The sequence below is a fragment of the Anaerobacterium chartisolvens genome (assembly GCF_003337415.1).
In the GTDB taxonomy this organism is placed as follows: domain Bacteria; phylum Bacillota; class Clostridia; order Acetivibrionales; family DSM-27016; genus Anaerobacterium; species Anaerobacterium chartisolvens.
On record NZ_QPJT01000002.1, the window covers coordinates 1 to 15,875 of the forward strand.

Genomic DNA, 15,875 nt, shown 5'->3' on the forward strand with positions numbered 1-15,875 from the left:
ACTACATGGTAGATAGGCCGGGTGTGTAAGTGCAGTAATGCACTCAGCTGACCGGTACTAATAGGTCGAGGGCTTGACCAAATGAACAGGAAGTATACGAGAGAGTGCAATTTGACTTGCAAAGGCAAATTGCTAAAGAATTTTAATCCGAAGGATTAACAATTCTAAAGGTCTTTAAAGCATAGTCTGATGAATATAATCCAGTCTTCTAGCGAATTGAGTATGATATTATTGCATTGTGTAGTTTTGAGGGTACAGATTATTGTTGCCCTAATTAAATAAGTTAAATAGTTGGCGAAGGAGCATGTATATTGCTTTTAGCTGATTAAATTTTCTGGTAGATATTACGAGAAGGACACACCCGTTCCCATACCGAACACGGCAGTTAAGCTTCTAAAGTGCCGATGATACTTGGCTGGTGACGGCCCGGGAAAGCAGGTCTCTGCCAGATCTATATCAAGCCCCCTTGCGATTAAACGCAAGGGGCTTGTTTTTGTTCTGCGTATTTTGGATATTTATAAAAAATTAAATATTTTTAGCGTCATTTTTCTGATATAATGAGATTTATTACTATATGACCTAAAAGGAGACACAAATGAAGGAGCAATCCGTTGGCAGGGGCTTTGCCGTATTGTCCGTAGCCGGTATTGTTGTGAAAATATTGTCGCTGCTGTATATACCCTTCTTACTGGCAATAATAGGCGAGGAAGGCAATGGAATATATGCGGCGGCATATCAGGTATATGTGCTTGTTTATGTAATTTCAAACTCAGGGGTTCCGGTGGCTATATCAAAGCTGGTTTCCGAGCTCAGAGCGGTAGGGAACTACAAGGATGCTGTGAAAAGCTTTAAAATCGCAAGGTTTTTTTTAATTACACTTGGAATAATAATGTTTGCGCTTATGTTCGCATTTGCGGCTCCCATATCCCGGCTGCTTCATTTTGAAAAGTCTTATTATGCTATACTTGTACTGTCGCCTACCCTGCTTTTCGCTTCAGTTTCTTCGGCATACAGGGGATACTTTCAGGGCATGGGGAACATGACGCCAACTGCTGTTTCACAAATTATTGAGCAGGTTGTAAATACCGTTTTTACTCTTGTGTTTGCTGCACTTCTATTGAAATACGGATTGGAGGCGGCTTGTGCAGGAGGTACCATAGGAACCTCTCTTGGTGCTTTATTTTCCGCCATATTTCTGGTAGTGTTTCATAAAAAAAGGCCGGTTAATTCCAATGTTCAAAATGTCTCAGGTGTAAAGGCGAGGAGGTATTCTTATAAGCAATTGGCTAGGAAGGTTATATCCTACAGCTTGCCTATAACCCTTTGCATAGGTATGCAGTATGCGGGGAATCTGGTTGATTTGTGGAATACCAAGACAAGGCTTTTGGCGGCAGGCTTTACAGATGAAAGAGCTACTGAGCTGTATAGCTATCTATATAAGTACCAGCAGCTTTTAAACGCCCCTCTTGCACTTACCGTTGCCCTTTCTGCCGCAATACTTCCTGCAATATCTGCCGCGGTTGCGCTAAAGGACAGAGATCAGATACAGCAAAAAACAAAATTTGCCTTTAAGCTGTGCTTTTTAGTAACTATACCATCGGCAGCAGGATTTTCGGTGCTAAGCAGCCAGATATTTGAGCTCCTTAAATACGGCCCAGGAGATTACCTTATGGAAATGGGCTCTGTAGCGCTTGTCATGCTTGCCTTTATTCAGATACAGACTTCAATCCTTCAGGGTGCGGGAAAGCTCTATACCGTTACTATGAATTTAATATTTGGTGTAGCGGCTAAAATAGTTACCAACTATTTCTTAATATCAATTCCGGATATAAATGTTAAGGGTGCAATAGCGGGAAGCATTGCCGGTTATTGCGTTTCAATAACCCTTAACCATATTTCAATAAGAAGGAGCTTAAAGACCCCAATACGCCCTTTTATGCTTTTGACAAAGCCTTTAATAGCCTCGGCTGTCATGGGTGTGGCTGTGTACTTTATATATAAGCTCATGGCGTTATGCCTCTTGTTTGTTAGCAGCGAGTATGCTGTTAATTTTGTGGCTTCGCTCATATCCATAGCAGCAGGAGCGATAGTATATTTTTCTGTCTTGGTACTGATAAAAGGAGTCTCCCGTGAGGAGCTGGACATTATACCAAAAAGAATTTACAGGTATATACCCGGCACTGTTATGAGCAGAATTCGTTCCACAATTTCTGAGTGATAAAATGTATCCGAGGCTGCCGAAACGATATATAATTACATAAAAAGCCAATATTGATTTCTTTAAATTTAACTGCTCGAGGCATTTAAATAATTTACCGGCAGAGTGTATGCAGATGGAGAAAACCATATAAGTTTATATAGAAAACAGAGGAAACCGGAGGAATATTATAATAAATTCACCTGAGCAAAGAATATTAGAATATTTAATAAAAGCTATTGACTTTTTGCGCAAATCTGCTAAAATAAAATCTGTTGAAATTTTAGATTTCAAAAAAAAGAAAGGTTGCTGATATTTACAAAAAATTAAGGGGGAAATGAAAAATGAATACTTTGGGCCGTCATATTTTGGCAGAAATTTATGGGTGTAACTCCGACATACTTAATAACCGCATTTTAATTGAAAGGGTTATGGTAGAATCGGCTCTTGAAGCAGGTGCCGAGGTAAGAGAGGTGGCGTTTCATAAATTTAGCCCGCAAGGAGTCAGTGGCGTAGTAGTAATTTCTGAATCTCACTTAACAATTCACACATGGCCGGAACTGGGATATGCTGCAGTAGATGTTTTCACATGTGGAGAGAGTGTTAATCCGTGGGATGCGTGCAATTATTTGACAGAAAAGCTTGGCGCCGGGCATATGACTGCAACCGAGGTGAAACGAGGAATATTCGAAGAGCCTGTAAAAGTTGCAAATTTGTAATTTGATATAGATTGACGGAATTTATTTTGAAAGCGTGTTATACACGCTTTTTTAAATATCAGGATATTATTTTCCATACACATACATATTGTGTTTTACACTGAACTGCGCATATGGTAAAATATAATATATTTATATGCACGGTTGCTTTAATCATATAGGACGCGATAAAGATTTTACAAACATAGAGGATATAATTGCTTACAGAAATTTTTAACTGCAACGAAAAGACGCCCAAATTATATCCTCCATGTAAAATCTTTATCGCTACATATATAATAATACAATTTAAACGGATAGGGGCATTATTGCATAATGATGGATTATGAGGGGTTTAAAGACAATATATACCGCATGACAGGAATAAATCTGACCTTCTATAAGGAAAAGCAGATGAAAAGAAGAATCGACTCACTGATAAGCAAAAATGGGTTTTCAGGCTATGAGGTATACATAGGTGCGCTTAAAGCGAATAAGGCTTTATATAATGAATTTATCAACTATCTTACCATAAATGTTTCGGAATTTTACAGAAACCCCGAGCAATGGTCCGTTCTTGAGAAAGACATCCTCCCCGCGATTATTAACAGTACCAAAAACATAAAGATATGGAGCTCAGCGTGCTCTACAGGAGATGAACCGTACACTCTTGTAATGGTATTAAATAAGTTCATGCCTCTTAAAGATATAAGGATATTGGCTACAGATATAGACAAGGGTGCAATAGAAAAAGCCATGAATGGGGTATATACGCAGAAGAGCGTTGAAAATCTTCCCAAGGAGTATTTGACGAAGTATTTTGTAAAAAGCGGAGACATGTTCAAAATAAAGGATGAGGTTAAAAACTGTGTGCAATTTAAGCAGCATAACCTTTTAAAGGATGAGTACCCTCAAGGCTGTGATTTAATAGTGTGCAGGAATGTGCTTATATATTTCACGGAGGAGGCAAAGAGTGGTATTTATCATAAGTTTAATGGGGCGTTAAAGGATAACGGCGTGCTTTTTGTGGGAAGCACCGAGCAGATCATACTGTCAAACAAGTATTGCTTAAAGCCTATAAGAACCTTCTTTTATATTAAGGAGGCAAGCTTATAGAGCAGGTGCATACAGTTGCATTCATAATACAATAAAAAGCTTTGTATAGAGAGGAGATTTTTAAATGGCTAAGCTGATACTGCAATTAACATTTGAAAACAAAGAGGTAGTGGAGCCTGTTAAAACGGTTGAGGTTAATCTTCCGTCAGATCCAAACACAGAGGGCTATGCCCATTCACTGGGGTTCAGTATAAAGGAAAACGGACAGGATGCCGGATCCTTCAGCCTGACGGTTGAAGGCATGGAGCAGCTTGTAGAATTCTACAGAGAAAACAAGGATAAGATTAAGGAAAAGAAAAAGTTTTTCAGCCTGGGTGAGAGGGAATAGAATATAATAATAAACAATAATAAAAAATCCTATTGACAATGGGCTTATGTTATGGCATAATTTTTTTATCAAGTTAGTTAGGATTCAAAACTAACAAAGCAAGGAGGTGACATATGCAGGCAAGTATTGGTTTAGATATAGGGGGAACGAATATTTCAGCTGCAGTCTGCGACGCTCAAGGCAATGTAATATATTCCCTCACCAGAAAGAGCGACTATTATGGAGTGCAATACCTGAAAAATATTGATGATATCATAGAATGCTTAATAAAAGAAAGCAAGGCCGAAATATGCGGTATAGGTGTCGGCGTTCCGGGAACTGTTGAGCGCGATACCGGTAAAGTGATAGTATGTCCAGCGTTTAACTGGAAGGATATCCCTCTTAAAGGTCATATAGAGAAAAAATTCGGAGTAAAAACGTTTGTTGATAATGACGTAAATGTGTGGACTTTGGCGGAGAAGCACTTGGGCGCTGCAAAGGATTTTGACGACTTTGCTATGATCACTATCGGAACGGGAATTGGATGCGGACTGTTTTTAGGAGGCAGGCTGTACAGAGGGCATAGCTTTGAAGCGGGTGAAATTGGATATCTGCCTTTGACTATTGACGCATATAAGGAAACGGTAAACGAAAATAAATTTGGTTTCTTTGAGAGTAAAGCATCTGCTTCAGCAGCAATCCGCATTTATCACGATATTACAAACAAATCTGTTGACTGCAAGGAGATGTTTCTGCTGGCAAAACAGGGAGATGAGGCAGCACAAAAAGTAGTGGATGATGTCTATAAGTATCTGGGACTGGGAATAAGCTCGGTTTTTTGCATCCTTAACCCACAGGCTGTTGTGATAGGAGGGGGAATGGCTGAGGAAGGCGAAGAGTTTCTAAATGAAGTTACAAAAAATGTGAAGCAATTAATTCCCCTAAAAGTTAATATAAGTCTTACAGAGACTGGAGCTTATGGGGGAGCTATAGGCAGTGCATTGAGTTTTTTTTATGGGCATGATAGTAAGGAATCAATACAAACCAACGCTGGTTGCTTGGTACAGCTTTAAAGAATAAAAGCGTTAAAAGGGTTTAATCATTTAGCTGCTTTCCGTAAAGACAAGACAAGTAAAAAAATCTATCTTTTGAAAGCGGCAAATATTAATAGATATTAGCTTTTGGAGGTATTTTATATAGAAGGGAGGAAGCGGAAGAGGTTATCCTTCAAAGGCTTTGCGGGCTTTAAAAAAATATTTATGAAGGAAAGAGGAGGGCTTATGAGTAAAAAAGGTATATCTTTTATTATTGCTGTCTGTATGATATTTACTGTTTTGCTGGCGGGCTGTGGAGGACAGAAGAATGAAACAAACACTCCGGGGCAGCCGGAGCCTGGAAAATCATCCTCAGAGGGTGAAAAGGTAAGCATTGAGTACTGGCAATATTTTTATGAGACAAAAGTAAATTTGATGGATGGACTGATAAAGGAATTCGAGGCTAAAAATTCAAACATAACGGTTATACAGAAGCACTTCCCTTATGACTCATACCAGCAGAAGGTGGCGGCTGCTATTTCGGCAGGCACAGGACCTGATATAATCAACCTTTATTATGGCTGGGTACCTAAATATGTTAAGTCTGGAACGCTGCAGGAGCTGCCTCAGGCATCCTTCTCAGCGGAAAAAATAGAGAGCTCCTTTGCTCCCATGGTTAAGGTAAATAAGTTTGACGGCAAGTACTACACAGTGCCTATCGCAGTCCGTACATTGGGCCTTTTTTGGAACAAGGATATATTTAAGGAGAATGGACTTGATCCAGAAAAGCCTCCGCAAACCCTTGAAGAGCTGGTTGAATACGCTAAGAAATGCACAAAGGTTGTAAACGGAAATCTTGAGGTAGAAGGGCTTACCTTCCAGCCTTCGGGACAGTTACATGCATGGTTCCGCCCTGTTCTTCTTGAGCAGTTCGGACAGCAGCCCATAAGCGAGGATAACAAGACTGTTCAATGGAATGCTTCTGAGAACGGGTATAAGGCGTTTGAATTCCTTGTTAATCTTGCAAAGGTTGAAAAGGTTGGAGAAAAGGATTTCTTTACAGATGACTCAACGGCATTTATAAGCGGAAAGGCTGCCTTGCATATTGACGGCTCATATCGTCTGGGCTCTCTTAAATCGCAGGCTAAGGATCTGAACTATGGAGTAACGGTTTTGCCCTCTTATAACGGGGTTAAGACATCCTTCGGGTCCTTTTGGACAAATGGCATAACTACCAATGCAACAGCAGGCAAGCTTGATGCATCGGCTAAATTTTTAGAGTACCTAACCTCTCCTGAGGTAATGAGGACTTGGACGGAGAAAATAGGTGAGATAGGCGCCCGTACAGAGTTTGCGGATGATCCTGAGCTTCTTAAGGATGAAAAGCTTGCTCCCTTTATCAAACAGCTTCCCATTGCCGATTCTTACTTCTATGTTGATGAGGATGCGGACAGAAAAGCCCTTATGGATGCTATAGACAAGGTTTTGTTAAATAATATGGATCCCAGAAAGGCTCTTGATGAAGCGACTGCACAGGTTCAAAAATTGTTTGATGAGTATTGGGCTGAATAAAAATCAGAGTATTTGATTATTGTATAATAATTAGCCTCTAAAAAATACTAAGTATTTTCATGTGCTTGATATGTGCTTCATTAACATATTGAGCACATGGGGGTTAATTGGCAAATAATTAAAGCCTTAAAGACTTGAGTCTTAAAAGGAGGGAGCAGATGAAGCTGTCAATTAAGGGAAGACAAGCTATGTGGGCATATATATTTATAGCCGCTCCCATGCTGTTTTTCCTAAGTATAAGAATTTACCCCACTTTATATGCGTTTAATGTCAGTCTGCATGAATGGGATTTGTTATCAAAAAATAAGCCTTTTGTTTTTTTGAAAAATTTTGAAAGACTTTTGCATGACGAGGTTTTTATGGCAGCGCTGATAAACACAGGCAAGTATATATTGTTTTCAGTACCTATAGGATTGGCTCTAAGCCTTGGCATAGCGTTATTGCTAAATACCATAAGCAAAGGCGCGTCTATTTACAGAATGGTAGTTTTTATACCTTATGTAACCTCCGTGGTTGCGGTATCGTGGGTGTGGAGATGGATGTTTATGAAGCAGGGGGGAGTAGTTAACAGCATAATAGGGATTTTCGGGATAGCCAGACAGCCGTTCCTCGACAGTACATCTCAGGCGATTTATGTAGTTATTTCTAATATAATCTGGCAGGCACTCGGATTTTATACAATAATATTCCTTGCGGGATTAAAGCAGATACCTCAAACCTACTATGAGGCCTCAATGATAGACGGGGCCACACCATGGCAAAGGTTTAGGAATATAACCATACCAATGCTCAATCCTACTATTGTTTATCTATCGGTAATTGCTACAATACAAACGCTGCAGGTGTTCTCACAGGTGTTTAATATTACTTCGGGAGGGCAGGGAATTGCAGGCGGTCCGTTAAATTCGACAATAAGCGTTGTTCTTTACATTTATCAGCTTGCGTTTATAAATTACAAGATGGGCTATGCAAGCGCGGCAACTGTTGTTCTGTTTGCTATTATACTCATAATATCACTGATACAAATGAAGGTGCTGGATAAGAAATATGATTACTAGCTTGCATATGGATGCTGAAAACGGAGGGAGAAGATGAATAAATATTATAAAGTGTTTGTATATATATTCCTTACTGTTGTTGGATTTGCAATGATATTTCCATTTTTATGGATGCTGTCAACGTCTTTAAAAACCGGTACGGATGTATATAGCCCTTCAATAATACCTAAAGCCGTTACTTTTAAGAACTATATAAATGTAATAGAGAACTCCAATTTTCTGTTATGGTTTAAAAACAGTATAATTGTTGCGACTATTACGACAATATCGGTTCTGTGCTTTGATACTCTGGTAGGATATACGTTTTCAAAGCTTCATTTCAGGGGTAAAAAGCTGTTGTTTATCATGATTTTATCGACGCTTATGATACCCACCGAAATGCTGATTATACCGTGGTATATGATGAGTACCACCTATGGCTGGCTAAACAGCTACTGGTCATTGCTTTTTCCCGGGCTTACCTCGGCCTTCGGTATATTTATGATGAGGCAATTTTTTATGGGTGTACCTGATGATATTTTAGAGGCCGGCAGGATAGACGGTCTCACTGAGCCGGGAATATTTCTAAGAGCAGCCGTACCTATGGTAAAGCCGGCCATGTCCGCGCTGGCCATATTTACCTTTTTGGGAAATTGGAACGCTTTTTTGTGGCCTGTAATTGCGGTAGATAAGGCTGATATATATACGCTTCCTGTTGGCCTTGCAATGTTTTCGGGGGAGTCGTATAACCAGTGGGATCTTGTAATGGCGGCAGCCAGTCTGGCTACCATACCCGTACTAATCATATTCTTTTTCTTCCAGAAGCAAATTATTCAGGGAATACACATGACGGGGCTAAAAGCATAGGGAGGTGAAAAAGATAATGAATTTGGGTTTTAAGCTGATTGATTCGCATGTGCATTTTGATGTTAAGGATTATGATATTTCAGGAATAGAAAAAAGATATGTTGACAGCTACGGAAAAGAAAAGTGGCTTAAGCTTCAGGCCAAAAACCGGTATCAGAAGGAAAAATGGTTACAGGCGTGGGGGTTTCCTGAGCGTGAGCCCGCAGGCGATATAAGCGAAGCCTGCAATAAGTGGATTGCGGAAATTGAAAAGCATAATATTGAGAGACTGGTGTTTGTTACCGGAGGGGGAAATGAGCTTTTAAGCACAATTGTGCAGCGGCAGCCTGAAAAGTTTATAGGCTATGCTCATCACAATCCATTTGACCGGGATGCATCTCAAAAGCTGGAAGAGGCTGTGCTGCGGCAGGGACTTAGGGGGTATAAAATAATTGCGCCGGCTCTGGACGGAAGGATGGACGACCAATCGCTTAACGCTGTCTGGAGGGTGGCGGAAAGACATCAAATACCCGTTCTGATACACTTTGGAATACTTGGAGGGGCGGGGGGAGTTGCAAGTCATGTAAATATAAATCCTATGATAATGCATGATGTCGCGCGCGCTTATCCCGATATACCTTTTATAATACCCCATTTCGGCTGTGGATATCCGCAGGAGCTGCTTTGGCTGTCATGGGTTTGCCCTAACATATATGTGGATACCTCAGGCAGCAACCAGTGGGTAAGGTGGATGCCCTATCCCCTCACAGTAAAGGATTTGTTCCGAAAATACTATGAGACGATAGGTCCGGGACGAATAATTTTTGGTACTGATTCCGAGTGGTTTCCGCGGGGGTTTGTTAAGCGGTATTACGATGAGCAGATAAGAGATTGTGTGGAATTGGGAATGAGCCGCGAGGAGATAAGAATGATATTTAAGGACAACATTGCCGGTCTGCTTAAGCTGGAGGAACGCCGATGATATTAAAACAGAGTACGGCTATTAACGAAGAAGTAAAAATGACCATGGGATGCACAGACCCCGGAGCAGTGGCATACGCCGCCGCTAAGGCTGCCCATTTGCTGGGGGATGAGCTAAAGAGCATTGATGTTGTTCTTAGCAGAAGCGTTTATAAGAATGCCCTGTTTGTACACGTCCCCATTGTAAAAAAATGTGGTGTTGAATTGGCAGCTTTGCTGGGTGCTCTGGTTAAACGGCCCGAAATGAAGCTTACGGTATTAGCCGGTGTTGACAGCGATATGCTGGAGAGTCTTAAAGACGTGGCAAAAAGCATTTCGGTATCGGTGAGATGCTTAGATACCGATGAGCCGCTGTATATAAGTGTAACGTGCGGCAGCGGTGTTTCAAGGGCTACCGTTGTAATTAAAGGGGACTATGATTTTATATGCCATATGGAAAAGGATAATCAAACCCTGTATCACTGTGAGCCAAAGGCTGTCTCCGGCAATAATATGTGCCGGGATTGGAGCTTTGAAGAGCTGTTTTTGTCGGCGACGGAAGATTTTGATGGAAGCAGCATTCTTGAATATGAGAGGATTAACAGGGAAGCGTCCCAAGCCGGCTTGTCTGAGGAATTGAAGCTGTATATTGAAAGGCTGCTGCAAATGAAGGACGTCTCGATAAGCGATATGGCGAATATGGCCCGTATTTATGTGTTTCATGCCAGCAAAATGAGAATGTCGGGAGAGAAGGTGCTTATTGCCAGCCTTGCGGGAAGCGGAAATCTCGGAATAACGGCCATGCTTGCGGTATCCGCGGTATGTGACGCACGTATGGAGAATCCCCGTAAAAGGGCACAGGCTCAATGCCTGTCAATGATGACTGCCATATACATTAAAGGCCAAATGAACCGGCTTACGGTAATGTGCGGAACGGCTATAGCCGGTGCGGCAGGAGCTGCGGCAGCTACGGCATACCTGATGGGCGGAGGATGTAAAGAGGTAAAAAATGCGGTGGATACCGTAATAGGAAGTATTGGGGGCATACTTTGCGACGGGGCAAAGGAAAGCTGTGCGTTTAAGGTTGGATTTGCCGCCGAGTGCGGTGTAATGAGCGGGTATATGGCTGCAAAGCATTTGGGAATCCGTCAGGGCAGAGGAATTATTACCGGAAATACAGATAAAAATATAAAAAATCTCGGTCTTATAAATAATGAAGGCATGACGGAAGCGGACAATATAATGATTGAGATACTGAATGAGCAAAAGGAATTTCAAAAATATCAGAAAAGAATATAAATAATGGTATATAATGATTAGGTGTATAGTAAAGAGAACTCAAAGGAGCGTTTGATATGGAAAAGGGTACACCTGAGTATATAAAATTAATGAATAAAAAAGCAGTCCTTTCTTTAATAGTAAAAAAAAAGGCGATTTCCAGAGCCGCAATTTCTACACTCACAAACTTGAGCAAATCGACGGTGTCATTGATAGTAGAAGAATTGCTAAGTGAGAACATTATAATGGAAATGGGAGAGGGATCTTCCACAAGGCAAGGTGGAAGAAAGCCTATTTCTCTGGTGTTTAACCCATCTGCCGGATATGTTGCAGGTATTGATATAGGAACCTTTAAAAGTACATGTGTCATATCTGATTTGTCGGGCAGGATTATGAAGAAGGAAGTTATACAAGCCAGAGACTGCAATAGTGATAGCTATTTATTATATATTATTGAAGCTGTAAAGGATATGGCCAGAACGCTGGGGCTTGAGGGCAAATTAATTGGTGTCGGTGTCGGTGTGCCCGGTATTACCGATATTGAAAACGGCATTGCCATGTTTGTGCCCAAGCTGAATTGGATCGACTATCCTATAAGGGATATTCTCTCAAAAAGTTTTGAGCTGGACGTTTTTGTTGACAATGATGTCAATATGGCGGTATTCGGAGAGAAATGGCTGGGTGTGGGCGCCGACTATAGTAATTTTGTGTTTATATCAATCGGAGACGGTATAGGCAGCGGAATAATTATTGACAATAAGATATACAGGGGCAATAACTACACCGGAGGCGAAATAGGATATATTATTTTGTCACGGGATGCTATGAAAACGGAGAAATATGAGCTGGATTCATATGGCTATTTCGAAAGCGTGGCGTCGGGAAGCGCTATAGAGAAAAAGATGAATATGAGCTGTAAGGATGTTTTTGAGCGGGCCTCCAATAATGATATAGCTGCTATAGAGGCTGTTAATGAAATGGCTGAGTACTTAAGCATGGGGATAGCCAATGTTGTCAGTATACTCAGCCCTCAGGCGGTCATACTGGGGGGAGGAGTTTCAAAGGCGGGTCTTGGCTTGCTTCTGTCGATTAAGCGCGAGGTCTCAAGGCTTACTCCCGTTAAAACGGAAATACTTCTGTCTGGGCTTGGGGATGATGCCGGAGTTATGGGCTGTGTCGCATCTGTAATACACAACAAATACGGAATTAGCTTTTATTGAGGAGGAATCCATGTACACAAGAGAATATGTTGAACAAATGGATGGAACGCATTTCCCGGGAAAGACGTTTCAGGATAATGTGTTAAAGCCCGTTTTTGATATCCAGAAGAAATACTATGCAAAGCCTTTCGTTCAGATAAGCAAGGCACACGCGGTAATGCTGTATGAGCAGAGAATAATCACGCATAAGGAAGCACAGGATATTTTACAAGGGCTTAAGAAGATTGAAGCAATGGATATGGAGAAATGGGAGTATAACCCATCATATGAGGATTTGTTTTTTAATATAGAGCATGAGCTGGAGAACCTTGTTGGGAAGGACATTGCGGGCAAGCTGCATATTGCCAGAAGCCGCAATGACATAGACATATGTGAATTTCGTATGGTTCTAAGAGAAAAGGTTTTGGAAGTAATGAAAATGCTGAATATATTCAGGCAGGTGCTGCTTTCCTTGGCGGGTGAAAATACTCATACCATAATGCCGGCATATACTCATACCCAACCCGCGCAGCCAAGCACTCTGGCACATTACTTTCTGGCATTTCACGACTCGCTGGCGCGGGATTTTGAACGTTTTAAAAAAATGCTGGATACCGTGAACAGAAGTCCACTAGGGGCGGTTGCAATAACAACCACGGGATTTCCCATAAACCGCGGCAGGACAAGCGAGCTGCTGGGCTTTGGGGGGCTTGTGGAAAACTCATACGACTGTATTGCAGGCTGCGATTACCTGACGGAATGTGCATCCGTTATCATGGTGATGAATACAAACTTGTCGAAATTTATGAAGGACACGCTTGATTTTTGCTCGAAGGAGTTTAATGTTTTTTATCTTACCGATCCATATGTACAGATAAGCAGCATTATGCCGCAAAAGAGGAATCCTTCGTCATTAGAACAGACCCGGCCGGCTGTAAGCAAGGCTATAGCTGAAGCTAAATGCGTTTTTGATGTACTTCATAATACGCCCTTCGGGGATATTGTCGATACGGAGGAGCAGCTGCAGCCGCATCTTTATGATTCCATAAAGTATACAATAAGGGCGTTAAAGGTGTTGAGTTCGGTTTTTAGCACTCTGAAGGTTAATAAGGATATACTGCTCCAAAGAGCCCACGAAGGCTTCATCACCGCGACAGAGCTTGCAGATGTTCTTGTAAGGGACAAAGGCCTTTCCTTCCGCCACAGCCACAAAATAACCGGCAGCATAGTCAGGCATATGGATAAAAATAATTTAAAGGCAAAGGATTTAAGCCCTCAAATTATAGCCTCGATATCTGAAGAAATACTTGGGTACAAAATTGATATGAAGGCGCATGAGATTGAAAGGGCACTGGATCCAATAAATTTTGTAAATGTGAGGAGCGTTACGGGAGGTGCTGCTCCGTCTGAAACCCAAAGAATGCTGGAAAACAGGATTGTGGCTCTTGAGGGAGACGGGCAGGCGTTAAATGAAATTATTGATAAACTAAAAGATAAAGAGCTTAAGCTTGATTGGGAAGCAGACAGCATAATTAATTTGCAGTAGAGCTTATATCATCTTAAAGGAATTACAGGAAGCTAAAAAGCAGGGAGGATTCGCAAAAATCCTTCCTGCTTTTTAGCGCGTCCTATATAGCTGCGGAGCAAACGCTGTAGCAGTATAAAAAGCTATTTCTATAAGCGTTGCTTCGACTGACAAATATTCTTTAAGTGCAATAATATTTCAATATGGTTGAATTTTTTTCGAAGTTTTGGTACAAGCACCTTGTTGTTATTGACAATTTAAAAGAGATTAAGTAAGATTATACTACAAAATAAGTAATTTACAATTTTGCCATACAAATTCCGCAATATATTTTAAAAGACATATAACAAAAAAATATTAATAAATATATCAGCCATAAACACATCAAATCTTTGGCATTTAATATCCCTGAAACGACTGTAATTTCCAAAACAGAGAACTGTTCCGCGGTGTAAAGATATACTGTGCAATTAAAAGGCCAAGCCCTATGACCGTTTATTGATTTACGCTGTTATTTTATGCGCTTGGGTACTATTCCTTTAAATATTTAAGATGCTTTAATTATTAGGAGGTAATTTGATATGTTAAAGAGGAAGAAGGTTGAAATCCCCGTTCGGGCGGCAGCCCGTTCAATCATTTTGTTATTGATTGTCTGCTCATTTGCACTGTTTCCCCAAATAGCTCTGGCGGATACCCCGGACTGGGGAAGCATATTTAAGAACCCGGATTCTTGGTTCGGCAGTACGCAAGGAATTGCGCTGGCTGACAGCATTGTGCAGTACCAGCTTGCAGACGGAGGCTGGAGAAAGGACATGACGGCAAACCCCGGGGGCTCGTGGGGGAAATCAACCATTGACAACAACACAACCACATCACAGATAATTGTGCTTGCAAAAACATACAAGCAAACGGGCAGCTCCAAGTACTTAAGCTCATGCCAAAAGGGAATTGATCTTCTATTGAACGGGCAATATTCAAACGGAGGATGGCCTCAAATTTTTAATGATGCAGGAACTTATCACGCGCATATAACCTATAATGACAACGCCATGATCCATGTAATGAGCTTGCTGACCGATGTGTCAAAAAAAACAGGAGATTTTAATTTTATTGATTCGGCCAGAGCCTCAAGAGCGGGCACTGCCGTCCAAAAAGGCATACAGTGCATTTTAAATACTCAAATTATTTCCAACGGCGTAAAAAAGGCATGGTGCCAGCAGCACGATGCGTCTACCCTGAAGCCGGCAACAGGAAGATCATACGAGCTTCCGTCCAACTGCTCCAGCGAAAGCGTGGGCATAGTCAATTATTTAAAATCGATCAGCAGTCCCAGCGCTGAAATAACCAATGCCATAAACTCTGCCGTGTCATGGTTTGCGAAGGTTCAGATTCAGGGAATCAAGGTGGTCAACACAGGGAATGACAGGGTGGTTGTAAGCGATCCTTCAGCTCCCCCTATATGGGCCAGATTTTATGAGCTTGGCACAGACAGGCCGATATTTGTTGACCGTGACGGCTCAGTACATTACCAGATGTCTGAAATTAGTCAGGAAAGAAGAACGGGTTACGCGTGGTATGGAAATTGGCCCGCAAAGCTTGTTGCATCAATTCCCACACCTGATCCGGAGCCTGTGCCGGGAGGCAGCATGTATCAGGCGGAGGATGCGGTGTACGGCGGAAATGAGACAACCTTTGAGAACAAGCACACAGGTTATTACGGTACGGGCTATGTCAATATGTCGGTAAGCGGAGGATACCTTGAATTTAGGAATGTTGACGGAGGCTCAGGCGGTGCGGCGGTGATAAAGCTTCGGAACGCTTTGGGAGCCGATAACTCCAGAACAGGAAGGATACAGGTAAACGGAGGGGCATGGCAGAATATAACCTTCCGTCCGACAGGCTCATGGACGACATGGGCTGTACACGAGGTAAATGCAACGCTGTCCGCAGGGACCACCAACACAATACGCATAGAAAGCACCGGGCAGGATTTGGCAAATATAGACCAATTGGATGTTAAAGTGTCGACGGTGAAAAAGGGAGATGTCAACAATGACGGCAGCGTGAACACAGTAGACTTTGCCCTTGTAAAAAGGCATATACTGG

The 15,875-nt window shown here is 41.6% G+C and carries 13 protein-coding genes and 2 rRNA genes; all 15 read left to right on the forward strand.

Annotation, left to right across the window (positions count from 1 at the left end; genetic code table 11):
- Positions 1-81, forward strand: a 23S ribosomal RNA gene (locus DFR58_RS01590); the annotation flags it as partial.
- Between the two features lie 252 nt (positions 82-333).
- Positions 334-451, forward strand: a 5S ribosomal RNA gene (gene rrf, locus DFR58_RS01595).
- A 144-nt stretch (positions 452-595) separates the two neighbouring features.
- Entirely contained in the window at positions 596-2,218 is a 1,623-nt protein-coding gene (locus DFR58_RS01600) for a putative polysaccharide biosynthesis protein (RefSeq protein WP_114296066.1), read from the forward strand.
- 323 nt (positions 2,219-2,541) lie between these two features.
- The gene (speD, locus tag DFR58_RS01605; protein ID WP_114296067.1) at positions 2,542-2,916 is read left to right on the forward strand and encodes an adenosylmethionine decarboxylase; all 375 of its coding nucleotides are present in this window, start codon (positions 2,542-2,544) and stop codon (positions 2,914-2,916) included.
- 318 nt (positions 2,917-3,234) lie between these two features.
- Positions 3,235-4,011, forward strand: a complete 777-nt coding sequence (locus DFR58_RS01615; RefSeq protein ID WP_207659101.1) for a CheR family methyltransferase — start codon at positions 3,235-3,237, stop codon at positions 4,009-4,011.
- A 64-nt stretch (positions 4,012-4,075) separates the two neighbouring features.
- Positions 4,076-4,339: a hypothetical protein gene (locus DFR58_RS01620; protein WP_114296070.1), complete on the forward strand. Its 264-nt coding sequence runs from the start codon at positions 4,076-4,078 to the stop codon at positions 4,337-4,339.
- Positions 4,340-4,452: 113 nt separating this feature from the next.
- The gene (locus DFR58_RS01625; RefSeq protein WP_114296071.1) at positions 4,453-5,391 is read left to right on the forward strand and encodes an ROK family protein; all 939 of its coding nucleotides are present in this window, start codon (positions 4,453-4,455) and stop codon (positions 5,389-5,391) included.
- Positions 5,392-5,577: 186 nt separating this feature from the next.
- On the forward strand, positions 5,578-6,924 hold the full coding sequence (locus DFR58_RS01630; RefSeq protein ID WP_207659092.1) for an extracellular solute-binding protein: 1,347 nt from the start codon (positions 5,578-5,580) through the stop codon (positions 6,922-6,924).
- Between the two features lie 158 nt (positions 6,925-7,082).
- The gene (locus DFR58_RS01635; protein WP_114296072.1) at positions 7,083-7,982 is read left to right on the forward strand and encodes a carbohydrate ABC transporter permease; all 900 of its coding nucleotides are present in this window, start codon (positions 7,083-7,085) and stop codon (positions 7,980-7,982) included.
- Positions 7,983-8,015: 33 nt separating this feature from the next.
- A complete protein-coding gene (locus DFR58_RS01640) occupies positions 8,016-8,828 on the forward strand; it encodes a carbohydrate ABC transporter permease (protein WP_114296073.1) in 813 nt (270 codons plus the stop codon).
- Positions 8,829-8,844: 16 nt separating this feature from the next.
- Complete coding sequence (locus DFR58_RS01645) at positions 8,845-9,789, forward strand: amidohydrolase family protein (RefSeq protein WP_242987355.1); 945 nt, start codon at positions 8,845-8,847, stop codon at positions 9,787-9,789.
- Positions 9,786-11,066, forward strand: coding sequence for an L-serine ammonia-lyase, iron-sulfur-dependent, subunit alpha (locus DFR58_RS01650; RefSeq protein WP_114296074.1), 1,281 nt, complete (start codon positions 9,786-9,788; stop codon positions 11,064-11,066). The genes DFR58_RS01645 and DFR58_RS01650 overlap by 4 nt, the downstream gene beginning before the upstream one ends.
- Before the next feature lie 56 nt (positions 11,067-11,122).
- Positions 11,123-12,265: an ROK family transcriptional regulator gene (locus DFR58_RS01655; RefSeq protein WP_114296075.1), complete on the forward strand. Its 1,143-nt coding sequence runs from the start codon at positions 11,123-11,125 to the stop codon at positions 12,263-12,265.
- Between the two features lie 10 nt (positions 12,266-12,275).
- Positions 12,276-13,790 (forward strand): argininosuccinate lyase, encoded by a 1,515-nt coding sequence (gene argH / locus DFR58_RS01660; protein WP_114296076.1) that lies wholly within the window; start codon positions 12,276-12,278, stop codon positions 13,788-13,790.
- A gap of 560 nt (positions 13,791-14,350) precedes the next feature.
- Positions 14,351-15,875 (forward strand): pectate lyase (gene pelA / locus DFR58_RS01665; protein WP_114296077.1); only part of this gene is annotated, 1,525 nt, incomplete at its 3' end.

Excerpts from the sequence above, each read along its gene's own strand:
- DFR58_RS01600 (WP_114296066.1), top strand. The coding sequence starts at position 596 with ATGAAGGAGCAATCCGTTGGCAGGGGCTTTGCCGTATTGTCCGTAGCC.
- speD (WP_114296067.1), top strand. The coding sequence starts at position 2,542 with ATGAATACTTTGGGCCGTCATATTTTGGCAGAAATTTATGGGTGTAAC.
- DFR58_RS01615 (WP_207659101.1), top strand. The coding sequence starts at position 3,235 with ATGGATTATGAGGGGTTTAAAGACAATATATACCGCATGACAGGAATA.
- DFR58_RS01620 (WP_114296070.1), top strand. The coding sequence starts at position 4,076 with ATGGCTAAGCTGATACTGCAATTAACATTTGAAAACAAAGAGGTAGTG.
- DFR58_RS01625 (WP_114296071.1), top strand. The coding sequence starts at position 4,453 with ATGCAGGCAAGTATTGGTTTAGATATAGGGGGAACGAATATTTCAGCT.
- DFR58_RS01630 (WP_207659092.1), top strand. The coding sequence starts at position 5,578 with ATGAAGGAAAGAGGAGGGCTTATGAGTAAAAAAGGTATATCTTTTATT.
- DFR58_RS01635 (WP_114296072.1), top strand. The coding sequence starts at position 7,083 with ATGAAGCTGTCAATTAAGGGAAGACAAGCTATGTGGGCATATATATTT.
- DFR58_RS01640 (WP_114296073.1), top strand. The coding sequence starts at position 8,016 with ATGAATAAATATTATAAAGTGTTTGTATATATATTCCTTACTGTTGTT.
- DFR58_RS01645 (WP_242987355.1), top strand. The coding sequence starts at position 8,845 with ATGAATTTGGGTTTTAAGCTGATTGATTCGCATGTGCATTTTGATGTT.
- DFR58_RS01650 (WP_114296074.1), top strand. The coding sequence starts at position 9,786 with ATGATATTAAAACAGAGTACGGCTATTAACGAAGAAGTAAAAATGACC.
- DFR58_RS01655 (WP_114296075.1), top strand. The coding sequence starts at position 11,123 with ATGGAAAAGGGTACACCTGAGTATATAAAATTAATGAATAAAAAAGCA.
- argH (WP_114296076.1), top strand. The coding sequence starts at position 12,276 with ATGTACACAAGAGAATATGTTGAACAAATGGATGGAACGCATTTCCCG.